We start from the raw sequence: 14,170 nt of genomic DNA on the forward strand, positions 1-14,170 counted from the left end.
GGACGAAACGATGGGGAAGACCGAGCGCGTGGTGTGGACCGGGGACTGGGTGGCCGAGCGGCTCGGTGTGTCGCTGAGCGGCGGCGGCGATCTGCCGGAGCTGCTGGGCCTGGCGCTGCGGCGCAATCCGAAGCGGGCCCATCTGCTGGTGTCGAACGTCCTGGGCAAGCACGTCCCGCAGCGGCCCGGTGTGGTCCACGGCGCGGGCCACGGGCTGGGGCGCCGGGTGCGCGAGCTGCTGGGCGACGAAGCCGCCGCCCGCTCGGTCGTCCTGGGCTACGCGGAGACCGCCACGGGCCTGGGGCATTCCGTCGCCGACGGCCTGGCCCTCGCGCCGTATCTGCACTCCACCCGCCGGCCGGTGCCCGGCGTCGCGACGGTGGGCGGCTTCGAGGAGGAGCACAGCCACGCCACCTCGCATCTGCTGCTCCCCGAGGACCCGGACCTGCTCGCCGGGGACGGGCCGCTGGTGCTCGTCGACGACGAGTTCTCCACCGGCCGCACGGTCCTCAACACCATCGCGGCGCTGCATGCGCGCTTTCCCCGCGAGCAGTACGTGGTCGTCGCGCTGGTCGACATGCGCTCGGACGCCGACCGCGGCCATCTGGAGAAGTTCGCCGCGGACCTGGGCGCCCGCGTCGACCTGATCTCCCTGGCCGCGGGCGGCGTACGGCTCCCGGCGGACGTCCTTGCACGGGGCCAGGAACTCGTCGCCGCCCATGAGGCCGCCAAAGTCCCGTCGCCGGTGGCCCCGTCGTCGCCGGCCGGCCGCGGTAACGACCTCGTACGGAACGACCTCGTACGGGTCGACCTCGGCTGGCCCGCCGGGCTGCCCGACGGCGGGCGGCACGGCTTCACACCGGCCCATCGCGCCCGTCTGGAGTCGGCCCTGCCGGACATGGCGGCCCGCCTCGCCGGCCGGCTGGAGGGCGCCCGCCGCATCCTCGTCCTCGGCAACGAAGAGCTGATGTACGCGCCGGTGCGCCTCGCCGAGGCCCTGGACGCCCGCCTCGCCGCCACGGCCCCGCCCCACGGCGCTCCGGCGGTCCGCTTCTCGACCACCACCCGGTCCCCGGTGCTCGCCGTGGACGACCCCGGCTACGCGATACGCACCCGGCTGGCCTTCCCGGCCCACGACCGGCCGGCCGACGGCCCCGGGGAGCGCTACGCGTACAACGTCGCACCCGGCGGCGACCCGGCGCGCCGCTTCGACGCCATCGTGGCCGTGGTCGACTCCGCGGGAGACGGCCCCGAACTGCACGCCGCCGGCGGCCTCCTGGACCGCCTCGCCGACCACACCGACCGGCTGCTGCTCGCCGTGATCCCCTCGTACACCCCGCAAGAACAGGCCCGCCCCATGCCCCTGCCCGAGCCGCTGCGTGGCCCCGCCTTCTCCTCGTACGCCGCCGAGGAGGTCGGCTGGCTGCTCCAGGACCTCTCCGACGTCACGCTGGAGGCGCCCACCGAGGAGCGCGAGGAGGCGATCCAGAGCGGCGGCGCCCACTACGCCGAATCGCTGCCCGTCGAATACCAGCCGAGCGAGCAGTACCAGGCGCTGTTCCACAGCGCGTTGGGGACTTCGGCGCGCCGGATCGCGCAGGCCGTGGGGACGGTCACCGAGACCGTGCTCGCCGAACGCACGAAGAGCCCGGTGCTGGTGTCGCTGGCGCGGGCCGGGACGCCGGTCGGGGTGCTGATGCGCCGCTGGGCGCGGCACGCACACGGCCTGGACCTGCCGCACTACGCCGTCTCCATCGTCCGCGGCCGGGGCATCGACACCACCGCACTGCGCTGGCTGGCCACCCACCACGACCCGGCCGACGTCGTCTTCGTGGACGGCTGGACGGGCAAGGGCGCCATCACCCGCGAACTCGCCCAGGCCCTCGCGGACTTCCCCGGCTTCGACCCGCGGATCGCGGTGCTCGCCGACCCCGGCGGCTGCGTCGAGACCTACGGCACCCGCGACGACTTCCTGATCCCGTCCGCCTGCCTCAACTCCACCGTCTCCGGCCTCATATCGCGCACCGTGCTGCGCGACGACCTCGTGGGCCCGGACGACTTCCACGGAGCCAAGTTCTACCGCGAGCTGACCGGCGCCGATGTGTCGGGAGCCTTTCTCGACGCGGTCGGCGCGCATTTCGACGAGGTCGCCGAGGACGTCGCCGCGCAGGTCGAGCAGTTGGCCGCCGCCGATCGCACGCCCACCTGGGAGGGTTGGGCGGCCGTCGAGCGGATCAGCGCCGAGTACGCCATCGACGACGTCAATCTCGTCAAGCCCGGTGTCGGCGAGACCACCCGCGTTCTGCTGCGCCGGGTTCCCTGGAAGATCCTCGCCCAGCGCGGCGCCGGCGACGATCTCGCCCATGTGCGCCTCCTGGCGGAACAGCGCGGCGTGCCCGTCGAAGAGGTCGACGGCCTGCCCTACACCTGTGTCGGGCTGATCCACCCCCGCTTCACCCGCGGCGCCACCGGCGCCGACGGCAAGGCGGTGGCCGCCTGATGAACGCCCTCGTCGCCAGCGACCTCGACCGCACCCTGATCTACTCGGCCGCCGCGCTGGACCTCGCCATGCCGGACGCCGAGGCCCCGCGCCTGCTGTGCGTCGAGACGTACGAGCGCAGGCCGCTGTCCTATATGACGGAGACGGCGGCCGCGCTGCTCGCCGACCTGGCCGCCGGCACCACCTTCGTGCCGACCACCACCCGCACCCGCGAACAGTACGGACGCATCCATCTCCCGGGCCCGGCACCGGAGTTCGCGATCTGCGCCAACGGCGGCCATCTCCTCGTACGCGGCGAGTCGGACCCCGACTGGCAGCGCGTCGTCGCCCGGCGCCTGGCCGCGCAGTGCGCGCCGCTCGCCGAGATCCGCGCGCATCTCGTCCGCACCGCCGATCCGGCCTGGCTGCTCAAGGAGCGGGTGGCCGAGGACCTCTTCGCCTACCTCGTCGTCGAGCGGCCGCTGCTGCCCGACACCTGGGTGAAGGACCTCACCGGCTGGGCGGCGGAACGCGGCTGGACCGTGTCGTTGCAGGGCCGCAAGATCTACGCCGTACCGAAGCCGCTCACCAAGGGCGCAGCCGTTGCGGAGGTGGCCCGCCGCACCGGCGCGTCCGCGGTCCTGGCGGCCGGGGATTCCCTGCTCGACGCCGATCTGCTGCTCGCGGCGGACCGCGGATGGCGGCCGGGACACGGTGAGCTGGCGGACACCGGCTGGCAGGCCCCGCATGTCACGGCGCTCGCGGAGCGCGGTGTCGCGGCCGGTGAGGAGATCGTCCGGGCGTTCCTCCGCGGCGCCGCAACCCGGGAGGGCGCCCGTCGGCATCGGGACGCGGTGACGGGGGAAGAGTGAAGCGGACAGGAGGAGACCCAGTGACCAAGCCCAAGAGCACACCGATCACCCCCGAGCTGTACGACTACGTCCTCGCCCACAATCCGCCGCTGGACGCCGTGCAGCGCGACCTGGTGGAGCTGACGCACCGGCTGTTCCCGGACGCGGCGGTGATGCAGTCGGCACACGAGCAGGGGCCGCTGCTGGCGTTCCTGGCGCGGCTGATCGACGCGCGGCACATCGTCGAGGTGGGGACGTTCACCGGATTCTCGGCCCTGGCGATGGCCCAGGCGCTGCCCAAGGACGGCACGCTGATCGCCTGCGACATCTCCGAGGAGTGGACCGCCCACGCCCGGCGGGCCTGGGAGCAGGCCGGGGTGGGGGACCGTATCGAGCTGCGCATCGCCCCTGCGCTGGACACCCTGCGGGCGATGCCGGCCGACCCGCATATCGACCTCGTCTACCTCGACGCGGACAAGCCCGGCTACATCGCGTACTGGGAGGAACTGGTGGCCCGGTTGCGGCCGGGCGGCCTGATCGTCGCGGACAACGTCCTCTACAACGGCCAGGTCGCCGATCCGGCGGCGACCGGATCGGCGCGGGCGATCCGTGAGTTCAACGACCATGTGCGGGCCGATGAGCGCATGGAGGCGGTGATGCTCACCGTGGCGGACGGGGTGACGGTGGCCCGCAAGCGCTAGCGGGCCCGGCGTGAACGATTACCGGCGGGCCCGTCGTGAACGGTCACTGGCGGGCCCGGCGTGACCGGTCAGCCGCAGCAGCCGCCCCCGCAGCAGCCTCCGCCTCCGCCACCGGCGGGCGCGGGGGCCGAGGCGGAGCCGCCGACGGCGACCGCGGACAGGAGCTTCACGGTGTCCTCGTGGCCGTCGGGGCAGACGGCCGGGGCGGAGGACTCGGCCATCGGCCGGTTCAGCTCGAAGGTGGTGCCACAGGGACGGCACCGGTATTCGTAACGGGGCATGGCCACAGGTTAGCCGCGGTGCGGTCAGCGCACGACCGTACCGGGCGGTGCGCCCAGCAGGCCCAGCTCCGGGCGGGTCGGCGCGCCCTCCCAGTCCCCCGGGGAGGCGACCGCGAAGGCACCGGTGGTGACCGCCCGCTCCAGACGTTCCGCCAGGCCGGCGCCGTCCAGCAGGGCCGAGAGATAGCCCGCCACGAAGGCGTCGCCCGCGCCCACGGCGTCCACGGCCCGTACCGGGCGGGCGGGCCGGTGCAGTGACCCGTCGCCGGTGAAGGCCGTCGCGCCCGCCGCACCCCGTTTGACCACGACCTCGCCGACGCCCCGCGCCAGCAGGGGCGCCGCCTGCGCGGCGAGCGCGGCGGCCGGATCCGTCGGCTTTTCCGCGTCCGGCCCGCGCGGCGGCAGACACAGCGCCAGCTCGTCCTCGGAGGCGATCAGCACATCGACCGAGGGAACCCACTCGCGCAGGACCGGCGCGGCCCGCTCCGCGGTCCACAGACGGGACCGGAAGTTGACGTCGAGACAGACCAACGCACCGTGCTGTCGGGCGAGTCGAAGGGTGCGGTCGGCCGCGGAAAGCGGGTCCGGGCCCAGGGCGGGAGTGATACCGGTCAGATGCAGGACGCGCGGCGGGGCCGCCGAGAAGGCCCGCTCGACCGCGCTCGCCCGGAGGCGGGAGCCGGCCGACCCCGCGCGGTAGTAGTGCACCCGGGTGACCTCGGGGAGCCGCGGCTCGAAGAGGATCAGGCCGGTCGGCGCCTCCGGGTCGGCCGAGGCGCCGGAGACGTCGACGCCCTCGGCCCGCAGTGTACGGAGCACCAGCGCGCCGGCCTCGTCCTCGCCCACCGCACCCGCCCACCGCACCCGGTGGCCGAGCCGGGACAGGCCGATCGCGACATTGCTCTCCGCACCGGCGACGGAGACCTGCATCGTGCCGCCGAGTTTGAGGGGGCCGCTGCCGCGCAGGGCGACCATGGTCTCGCCGAAGGTCAGGACGTCCGGCCCCTCGCGCCCCTTTTCCTCCTCCCGCCCCTGCCCGCTCACAGGGCACACGCCGCACGGAACTCCGCAGCGCGCCGGCGCAGCGCGTCCAGGTCGCCGCCGTCCGCCGCGTCCCCGATCAGCGGCGCGCCGACGCCCACCGCCACCGCCCCGGCCGCGAAGTAGGCGCCCGCCGTGGCCACGTCCACCCCGCCGACCGGCACGAACGGCAGCTCGGGGAAGGGCGCGCGCAGCGCCCGCAGATGGTCCGGCCCGCCGAGGGAGGCCGGGAAGAGCTTGAGCGCGGAGACCCCCAGGGCGTCGGCGGCGATCACCTCGGAGGGCGTCAGCACCCCGGCGAGCGTGGGCAGCCCCTGCCGTACGGATTCCGCCAGCCCCTCCCCGAGGCCGGGCGTGACCACCAGATTCGCGCCCGCCTCGGCGGCCCGCCGGGCGTCGGACGCGGTCAGGACGGTACCGGCGCCCAGCCAGGCGGCATCGCCGAGTTCGGCCCGCGCCCGCCGCAGGACCGTCAGGGTGTCGCGCCCGACCAGCGAGACCTCGACCAGCGGAATGCCCTCCTCCGCCAGGGTCATGACCGTACGGAAGGACGCCTCCGCGTCCTGGCCCCGGACGATGGCGACCAGCCGCTCGGCCCGGAGCGCCGTGCTGAGGTCCATCGGATTCCTCCTCGCGTCGAGCTCGGATGCGGATTCCCCGGTCACCATTCTGCGAAGGCGCCGTCCTCATGGCGCCAGACGGGGTTGCGCCAGGCGTGCCCTTTCTCGTCGGCCGCGCGCACGGCCGCCTCGTCCACCTCCACCCCGAGTCCCGGCCGGTCGGTGCGCAGCAGCGTTCCGCCGTGGAAGCGGAACGGTTCCGGATCGACGACGTAGTCCAGCAGCTCGGCACCCTGGTTGTAGTGGATGCCGAGGGACTGCTCCTGGATGAGGAAGTTCGGTGTGGTGAAGGCGATCTGGAGGCTGGCGGCCAGCGCGACGGGGCCGAGCGGGCAGTGCGGGGCGAGCTGGGCCCCGTACACCTCGGCCAGGGCGGCGATCCGGCGCAGTTCGGAGATGCCGCCGGCATGCGAGACGTCGGGCTGGAGGACCGACACGCCGGATTCGAGCGGCGCCAGGAACTCACGGCGGGTGTAGAGACGTTCACCCAGTGCGAGGGGTACGGGGGAGGAGTTCACAAGATCATGAAGCACCTGCGGGTAGTCGCAGAGCACGGGTTCCTCGACGAACATCGGCGCGGCTTCGGCCAGCAGCGGAAGCAGCCGTCGGGCGTTGGCGGGGGAGACCCGCCCGTGGAAGTCGAGCCCGAAGTCCCGTTCGTCGCCGAGGACTTCGCGGGCGGTCTCGGCGCGCCGCAGACACGCCCGTACCTCGGCGCGGGTGGCCACCGGGGTCATCCGGCCGCAGCCGTTCATCTTGACGGCCGTGAAACCCGCCTCGATCTGGCCGGTCAGCGCGTCGCGGAGGGCGTCCGGCTCATCGCCGCCGATCCAGGCGTAGGCGCGGACCGCGTCCCGTACGGGCCCGCCGAGCAGCTGGTGGACGGGGACGCCGCAGCGCTTCCCCTTGATGTCCCACAGCGCCTGGTCCAGCCCGGCGACGGCGGACGACAGGACCGGCCCGCCCCGGTAGAAGCCGCCCTTGGTCATGACCTGCCAGTGGTCCTCGATACGCGACGGATCCCGCCCCAGCAGATACTCCGACAGCACTTCGACGGCCGCCCGCACCGGCTCGGCCCGCCCCTCGACCACGGGCTCGCCCCAGCCGACGACGCCCTCGTCGGTCTCCACCCGGACGAACATCCAGCGCGGCGGGGCGAGGAACGTCTCGATGCGGCTGATCTTCATGGAACGGACCGTCCTTCCGGCGCCGGATGCCTAAGCCTCCTCCTGCCCGCGGCCCGCCGCACCGCAACCGCGGTCCTCCGGACGGCCGCACGGATGGCTCGGATCCTGTGGCGAGCGGGCGTCCCCCTACGGGTGATCCCGCGCCGACTTGTCGAGCAGTTCGAGCATCGCCATATAGGCGCCGTCGATGTCCCGGTGGCGTACGGCCTCGACCACGGCGGCGTGGACGGCATGCGGATGCTCGACATCGCCGCCCCCGGCATGCGCCTCCCGGTCGCGCCGGACGAGAACGGGCACGATCACCCGGCGCAGCTGCGCATAGAACCGGTTGTTGGACGCGAGCAGCATCGCCGTGTGGAAGGACGCATCGGCGCGGACGAGCATCACCGGATCGTCGTCGGCGGCGGCCATCGCGTCGAGCGCGGCGTCGAGCGCCGCGAGGTCGCCATCTGTCCGGCGCTCCGCGGCGAGCCCGGCCGCGGCGGGCTCGATGGACCGGCGCAGTTCCAGCACGTCGGCGAAGAAATCGGACGAGGCGCCGGCCGTGAGCTTCCAGCGCAGTACGTCGCTGTCCAGGAGGTTCCAGTCCTCGCGGCGCCGGACCACACCGTCGCCCTTCTGGCTCGCATCGATCAGCCCCTTGGCGTCCAGCACCTTGAGTGCCTCGCGCACCACGGTCTGGCTCACGGCCAGCTCCGCGGTCAGCTCCGGCAGCGCCAGGGTCTCGCCCTGCTCGTAGGTGCCGTCGAAGATGCGCCGGGCGAGTACTTCGGCCGTCGCCTTGTGCGTCCCGCGTCCGGCGGGCGAGTCGGCCTGCCCCGACTGCGTCATGCTGCTGCTCCCTGCTCCTGCCCCCTGCACGGCATCCGGCCGCCGCCCGCGCGGGCCGCGCTCGGGCCCACCGCCTGCCCAGCCGTCAGGGCGTACCGGGCCACGACCCCACCTCGGTACGCCCTGACGCCTCCCCGCCCCGGGTCACGACTCCTTGCTGCCGCTACCGGCGCCGGTCCTGGTGTCGCCGCCTCCGCTGCCGGTCCCGGCGTGGTGGTGCGGGCCGCTGCCCGTGCCGGTGTCGGTGCCGGTCCGGCGGTGCGGGCCGGTGACGCTCGTACCGGGAGCGAGCGAACCGAGCCCGGCGTGCAGGGTGCCCTGAATCCGCGTACGGAACGACATCCGCCCGGCCGTCATCCCGGGCACGGCATGCAGTTCCCCGCGGTCGAAGGCCTCCGCGTCCTCCGGGTGCCGGGCGCGCCAGTACGGGTTGTCCTGCGAGAGCCCGCCGCTCACCCGTCCGTACATCCCGAAGACCAGCAGCAGCAGCCCGACCACGAAGCTGAAGAGGACGTTCTGGATCCGGAAGGCGAGGAAGTTCACGTTCGTCTGGAGCAGGGCCAGGTTCACAAATCCGCTGAGGAGGAACAGGGCGCCCCACACGATGTTGAGGGTGGAGGCGAAGTTCCCGCCGATGACCATGCCGGCGACGAGGATCGCCCCGACGACGATCGAGAGCACGCTCAACGAGTCATTGGTGTTCAGCCCGGCAACGGTGTCGCCGCCGGTGTCGAAGAAGCCGATGTGATGGGTCAGACCGACGATGCCGAAGGCGATCAGCACCAGGCCCATCAGCCCCGCGCCGATGCGGTAGACCTTGCTGAGCCGGTGATCCACCGGCAGATGCTCGTCGAGCCGCGTGTGTCGCCTCTTGCCCCGGCGCAACGGGTTGGCGGGCCCGTGCAGGGTCGGATGGGTAGCCCCAGAAGCCATGTCCGGCCTCCTTCGCGCAGATGTCTCGCCTGGGCCGTACTACACCCCCCAGCATCCGACACGGGACGGCGTCACGCCATTGCGGGGGGTGGGGAGGGGCGGGGGAGCCGAGGGCTCCCCGATCTTCTGCGTCACCCGCGCGCCCCGCCCGTACCTCGCGGCCCAGCCGCCGCCTACGCTTGCCTGGTGCTTGCCTGGTGCTTGCCTGGTGCTTGCCTGGTGCTTGCCTGGTGCCTGGTGCCTCCCGACTGCGCCCTGATCTCCTGCGCTGCCCGCGCCACCCGCGCCCCACGCGCATCGCCCCACGCGCACATAGCCTTACGCGCATAGCCACACGCGACATAGCCCTACGCGCACAGCCCCACGCGCATAAGGTGCATCCCCCGGCTCAGCCGCCGGCCGTCCCCCGGGCCTCCCGGATCTCCTGTACCACCCGGGCCGCGGTCTCCCGTACGGCCTCGGTCTCGGTCAGGAAGTGCCACCAGTCCGGATGCCGCCCCTCCAGGCCCGCGACCGCGCGCTCCAGGCGCGCCACCGCGTCGTCCAGCGGGCCGGCGTGCCGCGGATCGGGGGTGTGGCGCCCGGCCATCGCCAGCCGCTGGGCGTCGCGGATCGCGAAGCGGGTCCGCTCGACCTCCTTCTGCCGGTCGAACGACACCGCATCCAGCCGCTGCAACCGGTCGCCGGCCGCCGACACCGCCGCGTCGGTGCCGTCCAGCAGCGCCCGTACGGTCCCCAGCCGGCTCGTGGCGTCCGCCCAGCGCTGCTCGTCGCGGGCCTGCTGCGCCTCCCGCAGCTTCACCTCGGCCTGCCGTACGGACTGCGTGGCCTGCTCCGGCACCTGCTGCAAGTCCTGCCAGCACGCCGAGCTGTAGCGCCGCCGCAGCTCGCTGAGGATCGGATCGACCTTCTCGGCACGCGTCGTGATCGCCTGCGCCCGTGTCCGCAGTGACACCAGCCGCTTGTCGATCTCCGCCGCCCGCTCCGGCAGCCGCGCCGCCTCGGCCCGTATCTCCTCGGCCTTGCGCAGCACATCGTCGGCGCGCCGGATCGTCTCCTGGACGCCGTGCTGCCCGGCCCCCTCGTTGAGCTTGGTCAGCTCCGGCGCGAGCCCCGCCAGCCGGGCCGCCAGATCATCGGCCTTCAGCCCCTGCGCCCGCACACCGTCCAAGGCATTGCTCGCCCCCAGCAGTGCCTGCCGCGCCCGCTCCACCGCCGGCGCCAGCCGCGCCAGCTGCGTCTCGGCGCCCTGCAACAGCGGCCCCAGCCCCTGCGCAAAACGGTCCAGATCACCCTTGACGCGGTCCAGCTCGTCCTTGGCCCGGGCCAGATCCGCCCGCGCCCGCGACATGGCCGCGCCGTCCACCTCGTCACGGTCGAGATCATGCGAATCGACGGCGGTGATATAGCCCAGGCTCACCTCGTCGATCCGCCGGCCGAGCCCCTCGTACTCCTGCGCCGCCCGCCGGGCCGCCGGCGAATTGTCCACCGCCGTGATCGTCTCTATCGAGATCCGCAGATCCCGCTGCGCGGTGTCCAGTTCGTAGAACGCCGTCGCCGCCGCATCCTTCGCGGCCTGCGCCTCGGCCCGCTGACTCTCCCCGCGCCCGAACCACCGGCGCGTCCCCCCACCGGTGAACGACTGCGGCGCCATCGCCACCAGCACCGGCAACGGCAGCAGCACCAGCGCCACCACATCCCTGACAGGTCCCCCGCGGCGCCGACGGCGTGCCCGCTGCTCATGCGGCTGCGTGTGTGTCGCCGTCACATCCCTCTCCCGACCGGATACGCCCCAGAACCGACTGCCATTCTCCCACTCCCCGGAAACGAACACACCGGCCGGTAAGTTCGCACTTCGAGCACGGGTTTGCAGGGCAGCCCCGTCGGCAAGGTACTCTGTCGGCTCGGCCAGGGCGCATAGCTCAGCGGTAGAGCGCTGCTCTTACAAAGCAGATGTCGGCGGTTCAAATCCGTCTGTGCCCACCAGCCAAAGACCCCCTGTTGATCATGACAGGGGGTCTTTGACATCTGGTTTTGACATCGACGGCGGTGGTCACCCGGAGGTGGGCCGCCGCTTCGGAAGCCGGGCCATATGGCTCATGGGCTCACGCTGCGTGTCCTGCACGACGTCGGCGAGACTGTCGAGGACAGCCTGCGATGAATCGACGGCCGGGGAGTTGGCTGACGCCGGACGAGATCGAGGTCAATATGAGTGAGGTCTTCGCAGTGCGCGTTACCGATGCTCTCCGGAACGGTCCTTCGTGCTTCCGAGCCCACGACGGCAGCGGCCTTCAGCTCTAAAGGCGTGTCCGGTGAGTCAGTAGCGGAGCCAGAGAAGTACGGCATCGTCAGCGCAGCTTCCCTGCGTCTCCGGCTACCCGGATGACCCGCCAGACAGAACTCAGCCCTTCTTCTGTTTGTACAGTTCGATGTCCCTGTTCACGAACAGATGCACATAGCCGCAATTCCAGCAGATCAGCCCGGTTGCCGACTCGTTCGCCCAACCCAGGCTCATGAACTCCATGCCGGAGCTGTTGAGCTTCACCTCGCGGTCCCTGAACAGGTCCCCCTGACAGAAGTTGCATGTGATCCACACGCCCCCGAGAGCCGCGCGAACAGGTTTAGCCATGCCTTCACCTTTCCTATGAGCCGCCGGAGTGGCGCACCCGTCTCACACACAAACGGTGAGCGGGCAGCGTAATCGGGCAGCGTAATGAGGCCCCGAGCCGGACCATGGGTGAGAGAGGCGCCGCATACGCCCTGCCACCGCGTCCGCCCGGTGACTGCCCGGCCACGAACGAGGACGGCGATGGCGCGCTCCGGGAAATCAGGCGATGCCTGCCCGCCGCTGGGAGTCGCGGCGACCGACGAGGAACCAGAGCAGGCATCCGAGGAATGGGGCCGCCAAGGCGAAGACGATCCAGACCAGCTTCATGCCTCCGGTGAGGTCAGACCTGACGATGCTGAGCAGAGCGCCGAAGAACAACACGAGACAGCCGACGATCGCAGAAGCGGCCATGCCGCCGATCACGATGTTGCCCACAGGGGCAAGGGCCATTTGGTGTGCGAGCTGCGCCTGCATCGTTCTTTCCTCTTGCTGATGGGGGGATTGGCAGAGTTCGCCGGTCGGGCAACCTCCGCTGAGCCATTCTGGCCGCTCCGCCATGCCGACCACGTCATACTCCGGGCCCATCTTGGTCATCCCGAGGTCGCACGGGCATCCGAGACTGTCCGCGCTCTGAACCGCGGCGGCAGCGCTACCCCTGACCAGCCCCATCGGCTTCGCCAACAAGCCACACAAGGGCCCGCTCCGGCCGAGTCTGCTGACCAGCGGCGTTCCGCGCCTACGAGCAGCGCCGCCCCGACTGGAGCCGTGGCACCTGGCGCTTCCCCGATGCGACAGCCGGGCACGCGCACTGCTCGAAAACGCCCAACAAGCCAGAACGGTCTGCTGGTTGGACTGCCGAGCCGTCATGAAATGCCGAGGCTAGACGGTGTCATCGCTGCCGACGAAGGTGACGGTCACGCCGTGTCCCGGTTCGACCGCGACGAGCAGGGTCGAACCGAAGGCTCGGGCGATCCTTTCCATCAAAGGGAATGTCGGCATGCATTTTCCGTGCTCCAGCCGGGAAATCGCTGCCTGGGTCAGACCGGAAAGTTCGGCGAGCCGGGTCTGTGTCATTCCGGTTTTTTCGCGCCATTCACGCACGGCTCGCCCGAGAGTTTCCTCCAGCCTTTCATCTGGAATTCTCCTGGGCTCGGCGCGCTCCAAAGTCATCCCCCGTTGATGACCCACCGTCACTCCTGCATGCTCGAAACCGACGAATCTCGGAACAGATGTGCATTCGGAGACTAGCCGAAGTGTGGCCGTGGCCGACGCCCACTTGAGCAAGATCTGAGCTTCTCCTCATTTCTGCCGACGGACGCCTGGAGCATCCCGCCCATGGCGTATAGCGAGACTGGTATACGGCCGGTCGACTCACGCATAAGGCGAGGTCAGGCGCTCGGAGTGTCATATTCCGTATTTCTCGATGCGTCGGCCGAGAGTGAGTCAATTGATCCCGTGGCGCGGACATGTCATCGTTGCCGCCACCTCAACCGGAAAGGGAAAGCAGCCTTGACCAAGTTGCGTGCCACACTGACCGGAATCGCCCTTTCGGGCGCTCTCCTCACCACCGGGGCAGCGCCTGCGCTGGCGGATTCCGCGCCCACCGGAACCGTTTCCCACTCGGCGACCGCCGCCGTGTCCAAGGCGCAGAAGCTCGCCAAGATGAAGAGCCTCACCCAGGACTCGAATGCCTCGACCGGTAAGTGGCTGGACGCGATGAATCAGCACCTTGCCCACAAGCAGTCGATCGACAAGTACAAGTTCAACTGGAACACCGATTACTGCTCCGACTCTCCGGACACGCAGCCGGGCGGCTACAGCTTCAAGATGGGCTGCTGGCGCCACGACTTCGGCTATCGCAACTACAAGTCACTCGTCGGCAATTACTACTTCAAGAGGGATCACAAGAAGCGCATCGACAAGGCCCTCCTCAGGGACCTGTACAGCGCCTGCGACTACAAGCCCTGGGCGGACCCCTACCCGCCCGCGGCGCGCGCTCGGCTGAAGGCGGCATGCCGTAAGGCCGCAAGGACGTACTACGGCGCGGTCAGCGCCGCCGGCTGACCCACCGGGATCCACCGCTGCCCACCGTGACCGGTGGCGAGCACACGGACGGCGGGGCGCGGTGCTGGTCTCCGCGCCCCGCCGTTCCCCTTCCCCCGCCGCCGTGCGGAGCCCCACATCTTCAAGGACGCTGCCCCGGCGTGACACTCGCCCCACACTGCTCAGCACGAAGCCGACGACGCCGGTAGGGCCGATATGTGCCCCTCGCTCCGGGTGCGAGCCAGGTTTGTCGCTCCAGTGCACCCATCACTCCAAAGCCCCCCAAGCCCCCAAGCCCCCCAAGCCCCCCCTGCTGATCATGGCGGGGGGCCTGTGGTGTCTGTCAGGCCGTTCCATGGAACTTCGGTGCCGGCCCGGAAACCACCAGGCTCATGCGGTCGATTCCGCCCCCGATCGCGAGAGTGGAGTGGTGGTGATGCCGGTGAGGGTGGATGCCTGGATTGCCCGAGTGGTGGTTGTGACCGAAGGAGAAGGGGAGCTGAGTGTTCACTAGGGGGTGGTCAACCAGCGGGCTGTTGAAGCATGTGCCGCCGGCGCATGGATATACGACCCTGCCCCGGCCGCTCGCCGCGTT

At 71.2% G+C, this 14,170-nt stretch carries 14 protein-coding genes and 1 tRNA gene; 5 read left to right on the forward strand and 10 right to left on the reverse strand.

All coding sequences use genetic code 11. From position 1 onward, the window contains the following. The first annotated feature begins 10 nt into the window (after nt 1–10). Genes SNA_RS07720 through SNA_RS07730 form a run of 3 tightly spaced genes read left to right on the forward strand, consistent with a single transcriptional unit; the run spans nt 11 to nt 4,031 of the window. Nucleotides 11–2,500 (forward strand): phosphoribosyltransferase, encoded by a 2,490-nt coding sequence (locus tag SNA_RS07720; protein ID WP_241779573.1) that lies wholly within the window; start codon nt 11–13, stop codon nt 2,498–2,500. Next, nucleotides 2,500–3,351, forward strand: a complete 852-nt coding sequence (locus SNA_RS07725) for an HAD family hydrolase (protein WP_044363930.1) — start codon at nt 2,500–2,502, stop codon at nt 3,349–3,351. The genes SNA_RS07720 and SNA_RS07725 overlap by 1 nt, the downstream gene beginning before the upstream one ends. Before the next feature lie 20 nt (nt 3,352–3,371). Beyond that, the gene (locus tag SNA_RS07730; RefSeq protein WP_030071533.1) at nt 3,372–4,031 is read left to right on the forward strand and encodes an O-methyltransferase; all 660 of its coding nucleotides are present in this window, start codon (nt 3,372–3,374) and stop codon (nt 4,029–4,031) included. A 68-nt stretch (nt 4,032–4,099) separates the two neighbouring features. On the opposite strand, the gene SNA_RS07735 is transcribed toward SNA_RS07730, so the two are convergent. The 7 genes from SNA_RS07735 to SNA_RS07765 form a co-directional block, all read right to left on the reverse strand. Continuing rightward, complete coding sequence (locus SNA_RS07735; RefSeq protein WP_044363932.1) at nt 4,100–4,312, reverse strand: FmdB family zinc ribbon protein; 213 nt, start codon at nt 4,310–4,312, stop codon at nt 4,100–4,102. Nucleotides 4,313–4,336: 24 nt separating this feature from the next. After that, nucleotides 4,337–5,365: a sugar kinase gene (locus SNA_RS07740; RefSeq protein WP_275041986.1), complete on the reverse strand. Its 1,029-nt coding sequence runs from the start codon at nt 5,363–5,365 to the stop codon at nt 4,337–4,339. Beyond that, entirely contained in the window at nt 5,353–5,973 is a 621-nt protein-coding gene (locus tag SNA_RS07745; protein ID WP_044363934.1) for a bifunctional 4-hydroxy-2-oxoglutarate aldolase/2-dehydro-3-deoxy-phosphogluconate aldolase, read from the reverse strand. The genes SNA_RS07740 and SNA_RS07745 overlap by 13 nt, the downstream gene beginning before the upstream one ends. A 41-nt stretch (nt 5,974–6,014) precedes the next feature. Next, on the reverse strand, nt 6,015–7,160 hold the full coding sequence (gene dgoD / locus SNA_RS07750) for a galactonate dehydratase (protein ID WP_030071529.1): 1,146 nt from the start codon (nt 7,158–7,160) through the stop codon (nt 6,015–6,017). Between the two features lie 126 nt (nt 7,161–7,286). Then, the gene (locus SNA_RS07755; RefSeq protein WP_030071528.1) at nt 7,287–7,991 is read right to left on the reverse strand and encodes a FadR/GntR family transcriptional regulator; all 705 of its coding nucleotides are present in this window, start codon (nt 7,989–7,991) and stop codon (nt 7,287–7,289) included. A 144-nt stretch (nt 7,992–8,135) separates the two neighbouring features. Beyond that, nucleotides 8,136–8,924: a DUF4383 domain-containing protein gene (locus tag SNA_RS07760; protein WP_078969751.1), complete on the reverse strand. Its 789-nt coding sequence runs from the start codon at nt 8,922–8,924 to the stop codon at nt 8,136–8,138. Nucleotides 8,925–9,312: 388 nt separating this feature from the next. After that, a complete protein-coding gene (locus SNA_RS07765; RefSeq protein WP_030071523.1) occupies nt 9,313–10,692 on the reverse strand; it encodes a coiled-coil domain-containing protein in 1,380 nt (459 codons plus the stop codon). 143 nt (nt 10,693–10,835) lie between these two features. On the opposite strand from SNA_RS07765, the gene SNA_RS07770 reads away from it, so the two are divergent. Next, nucleotides 10,836–10,910, forward strand: a tRNA-Val gene (locus SNA_RS07770). Nucleotides 10,911–11,325: 415 nt separating this feature from the next. On the opposite strand, the gene SNA_RS07775 is transcribed toward SNA_RS07770, so the two are convergent. The 3 genes from SNA_RS07775 to SNA_RS39250 form a co-directional block, all read right to left on the reverse strand. Continuing rightward, nucleotides 11,326–11,553 (reverse strand): hypothetical protein, encoded by a 228-nt coding sequence (locus tag SNA_RS07775; protein WP_030071521.1) that lies wholly within the window; start codon nt 11,551–11,553, stop codon nt 11,326–11,328. Nucleotides 11,554–11,751: 198 nt separating this feature from the next. Further along, complete coding sequence (locus SNA_RS43670) at nt 11,752–12,126, reverse strand: PLD nuclease N-terminal domain-containing protein (protein WP_241779574.1); 375 nt, start codon at nt 12,124–12,126, stop codon at nt 11,752–11,754. Between the two features lie 285 nt (nt 12,127–12,411). Further along, on the reverse strand, nt 12,412–12,702 hold the full coding sequence (locus tag SNA_RS39250) for a helix-turn-helix transcriptional regulator (RefSeq protein WP_044363937.1): 291 nt from the start codon (nt 12,700–12,702) through the stop codon (nt 12,412–12,414). 339 nt (nt 12,703–13,041) lie between these two features. Here SNA_RS39250 and SNA_RS07790 point away from each other — a divergent pair, with 339 nt between their 5' ends. Beyond that, complete coding sequence (locus SNA_RS07790; protein WP_051877510.1) at nt 13,042–13,596, forward strand: phospholipase A2; 555 nt, start codon at nt 13,042–13,044, stop codon at nt 13,594–13,596. Nucleotides 13,597–14,170: the final 574 nt, after the last annotated feature.

The sequence above is a fragment of the Streptomyces natalensis ATCC 27448 genome, assembly GCF_000935125.1.
GTDB classification, from domain to species: Bacteria; Actinomycetota; Actinomycetes; order Streptomycetales; family Streptomycetaceae; genus Streptomyces; species Streptomyces natalensis.

Excerpts from the sequence above, each read along its gene's own strand:
- SNA_RS07720 (WP_241779573.1), top strand. The coding sequence starts at position 11 with ATGGGGAAGACCGAGCGCGTGGTGTGGACCGGGGACTGGGTGGCCGAG.
- SNA_RS07725 (WP_044363930.1), top strand. The coding sequence starts at position 2,500 with ATGAACGCCCTCGTCGCCAGCGACCTCGACCGCACCCTGATCTACTCG.
- SNA_RS07735 (WP_044363932.1), bottom strand. The coding sequence starts at position 4,312 with ATGCCCCGTTACGAATACCGGTGCCGTCCCTGTGGCACCACCTTCGAG.
- SNA_RS07745 (WP_044363934.1), bottom strand. The coding sequence starts at position 5,973 with ATGGACCTCAGCACGGCGCTCCGGGCCGAGCGGCTGGTCGCCATCGTC.
- dgoD (WP_030071529.1), bottom strand. The coding sequence starts at position 7,160 with ATGAAGATCAGCCGCATCGAGACGTTCCTCGCCCCGCCGCGCTGGATG.
- SNA_RS07755 (WP_030071528.1), bottom strand. The coding sequence starts at position 7,991 with ATGACGCAGTCGGGGCAGGCCGACTCGCCCGCCGGACGCGGGACGCAC.
- SNA_RS07760 (WP_078969751.1), bottom strand. The coding sequence starts at position 8,924 with ATGGCTTCTGGGGCTACCCATCCGACCCTGCACGGGCCCGCCAACCCG.
- SNA_RS07775 (WP_030071521.1), bottom strand. The coding sequence starts at position 11,553 with ATGGCTAAACCTGTTCGCGCGGCTCTCGGGGGCGTGTGGATCACATGC.
- SNA_RS43670 (WP_241779574.1), bottom strand. The coding sequence starts at position 12,126 with ATGACCAAGATGGGCCCGGAGTATGACGTGGTCGGCATGGCGGAGCGG.
- SNA_RS39250 (WP_044363937.1), bottom strand. The coding sequence starts at position 12,702 with ATGACTTTGGAGCGCGCCGAGCCCAGGAGAATTCCAGATGAAAGGCTG.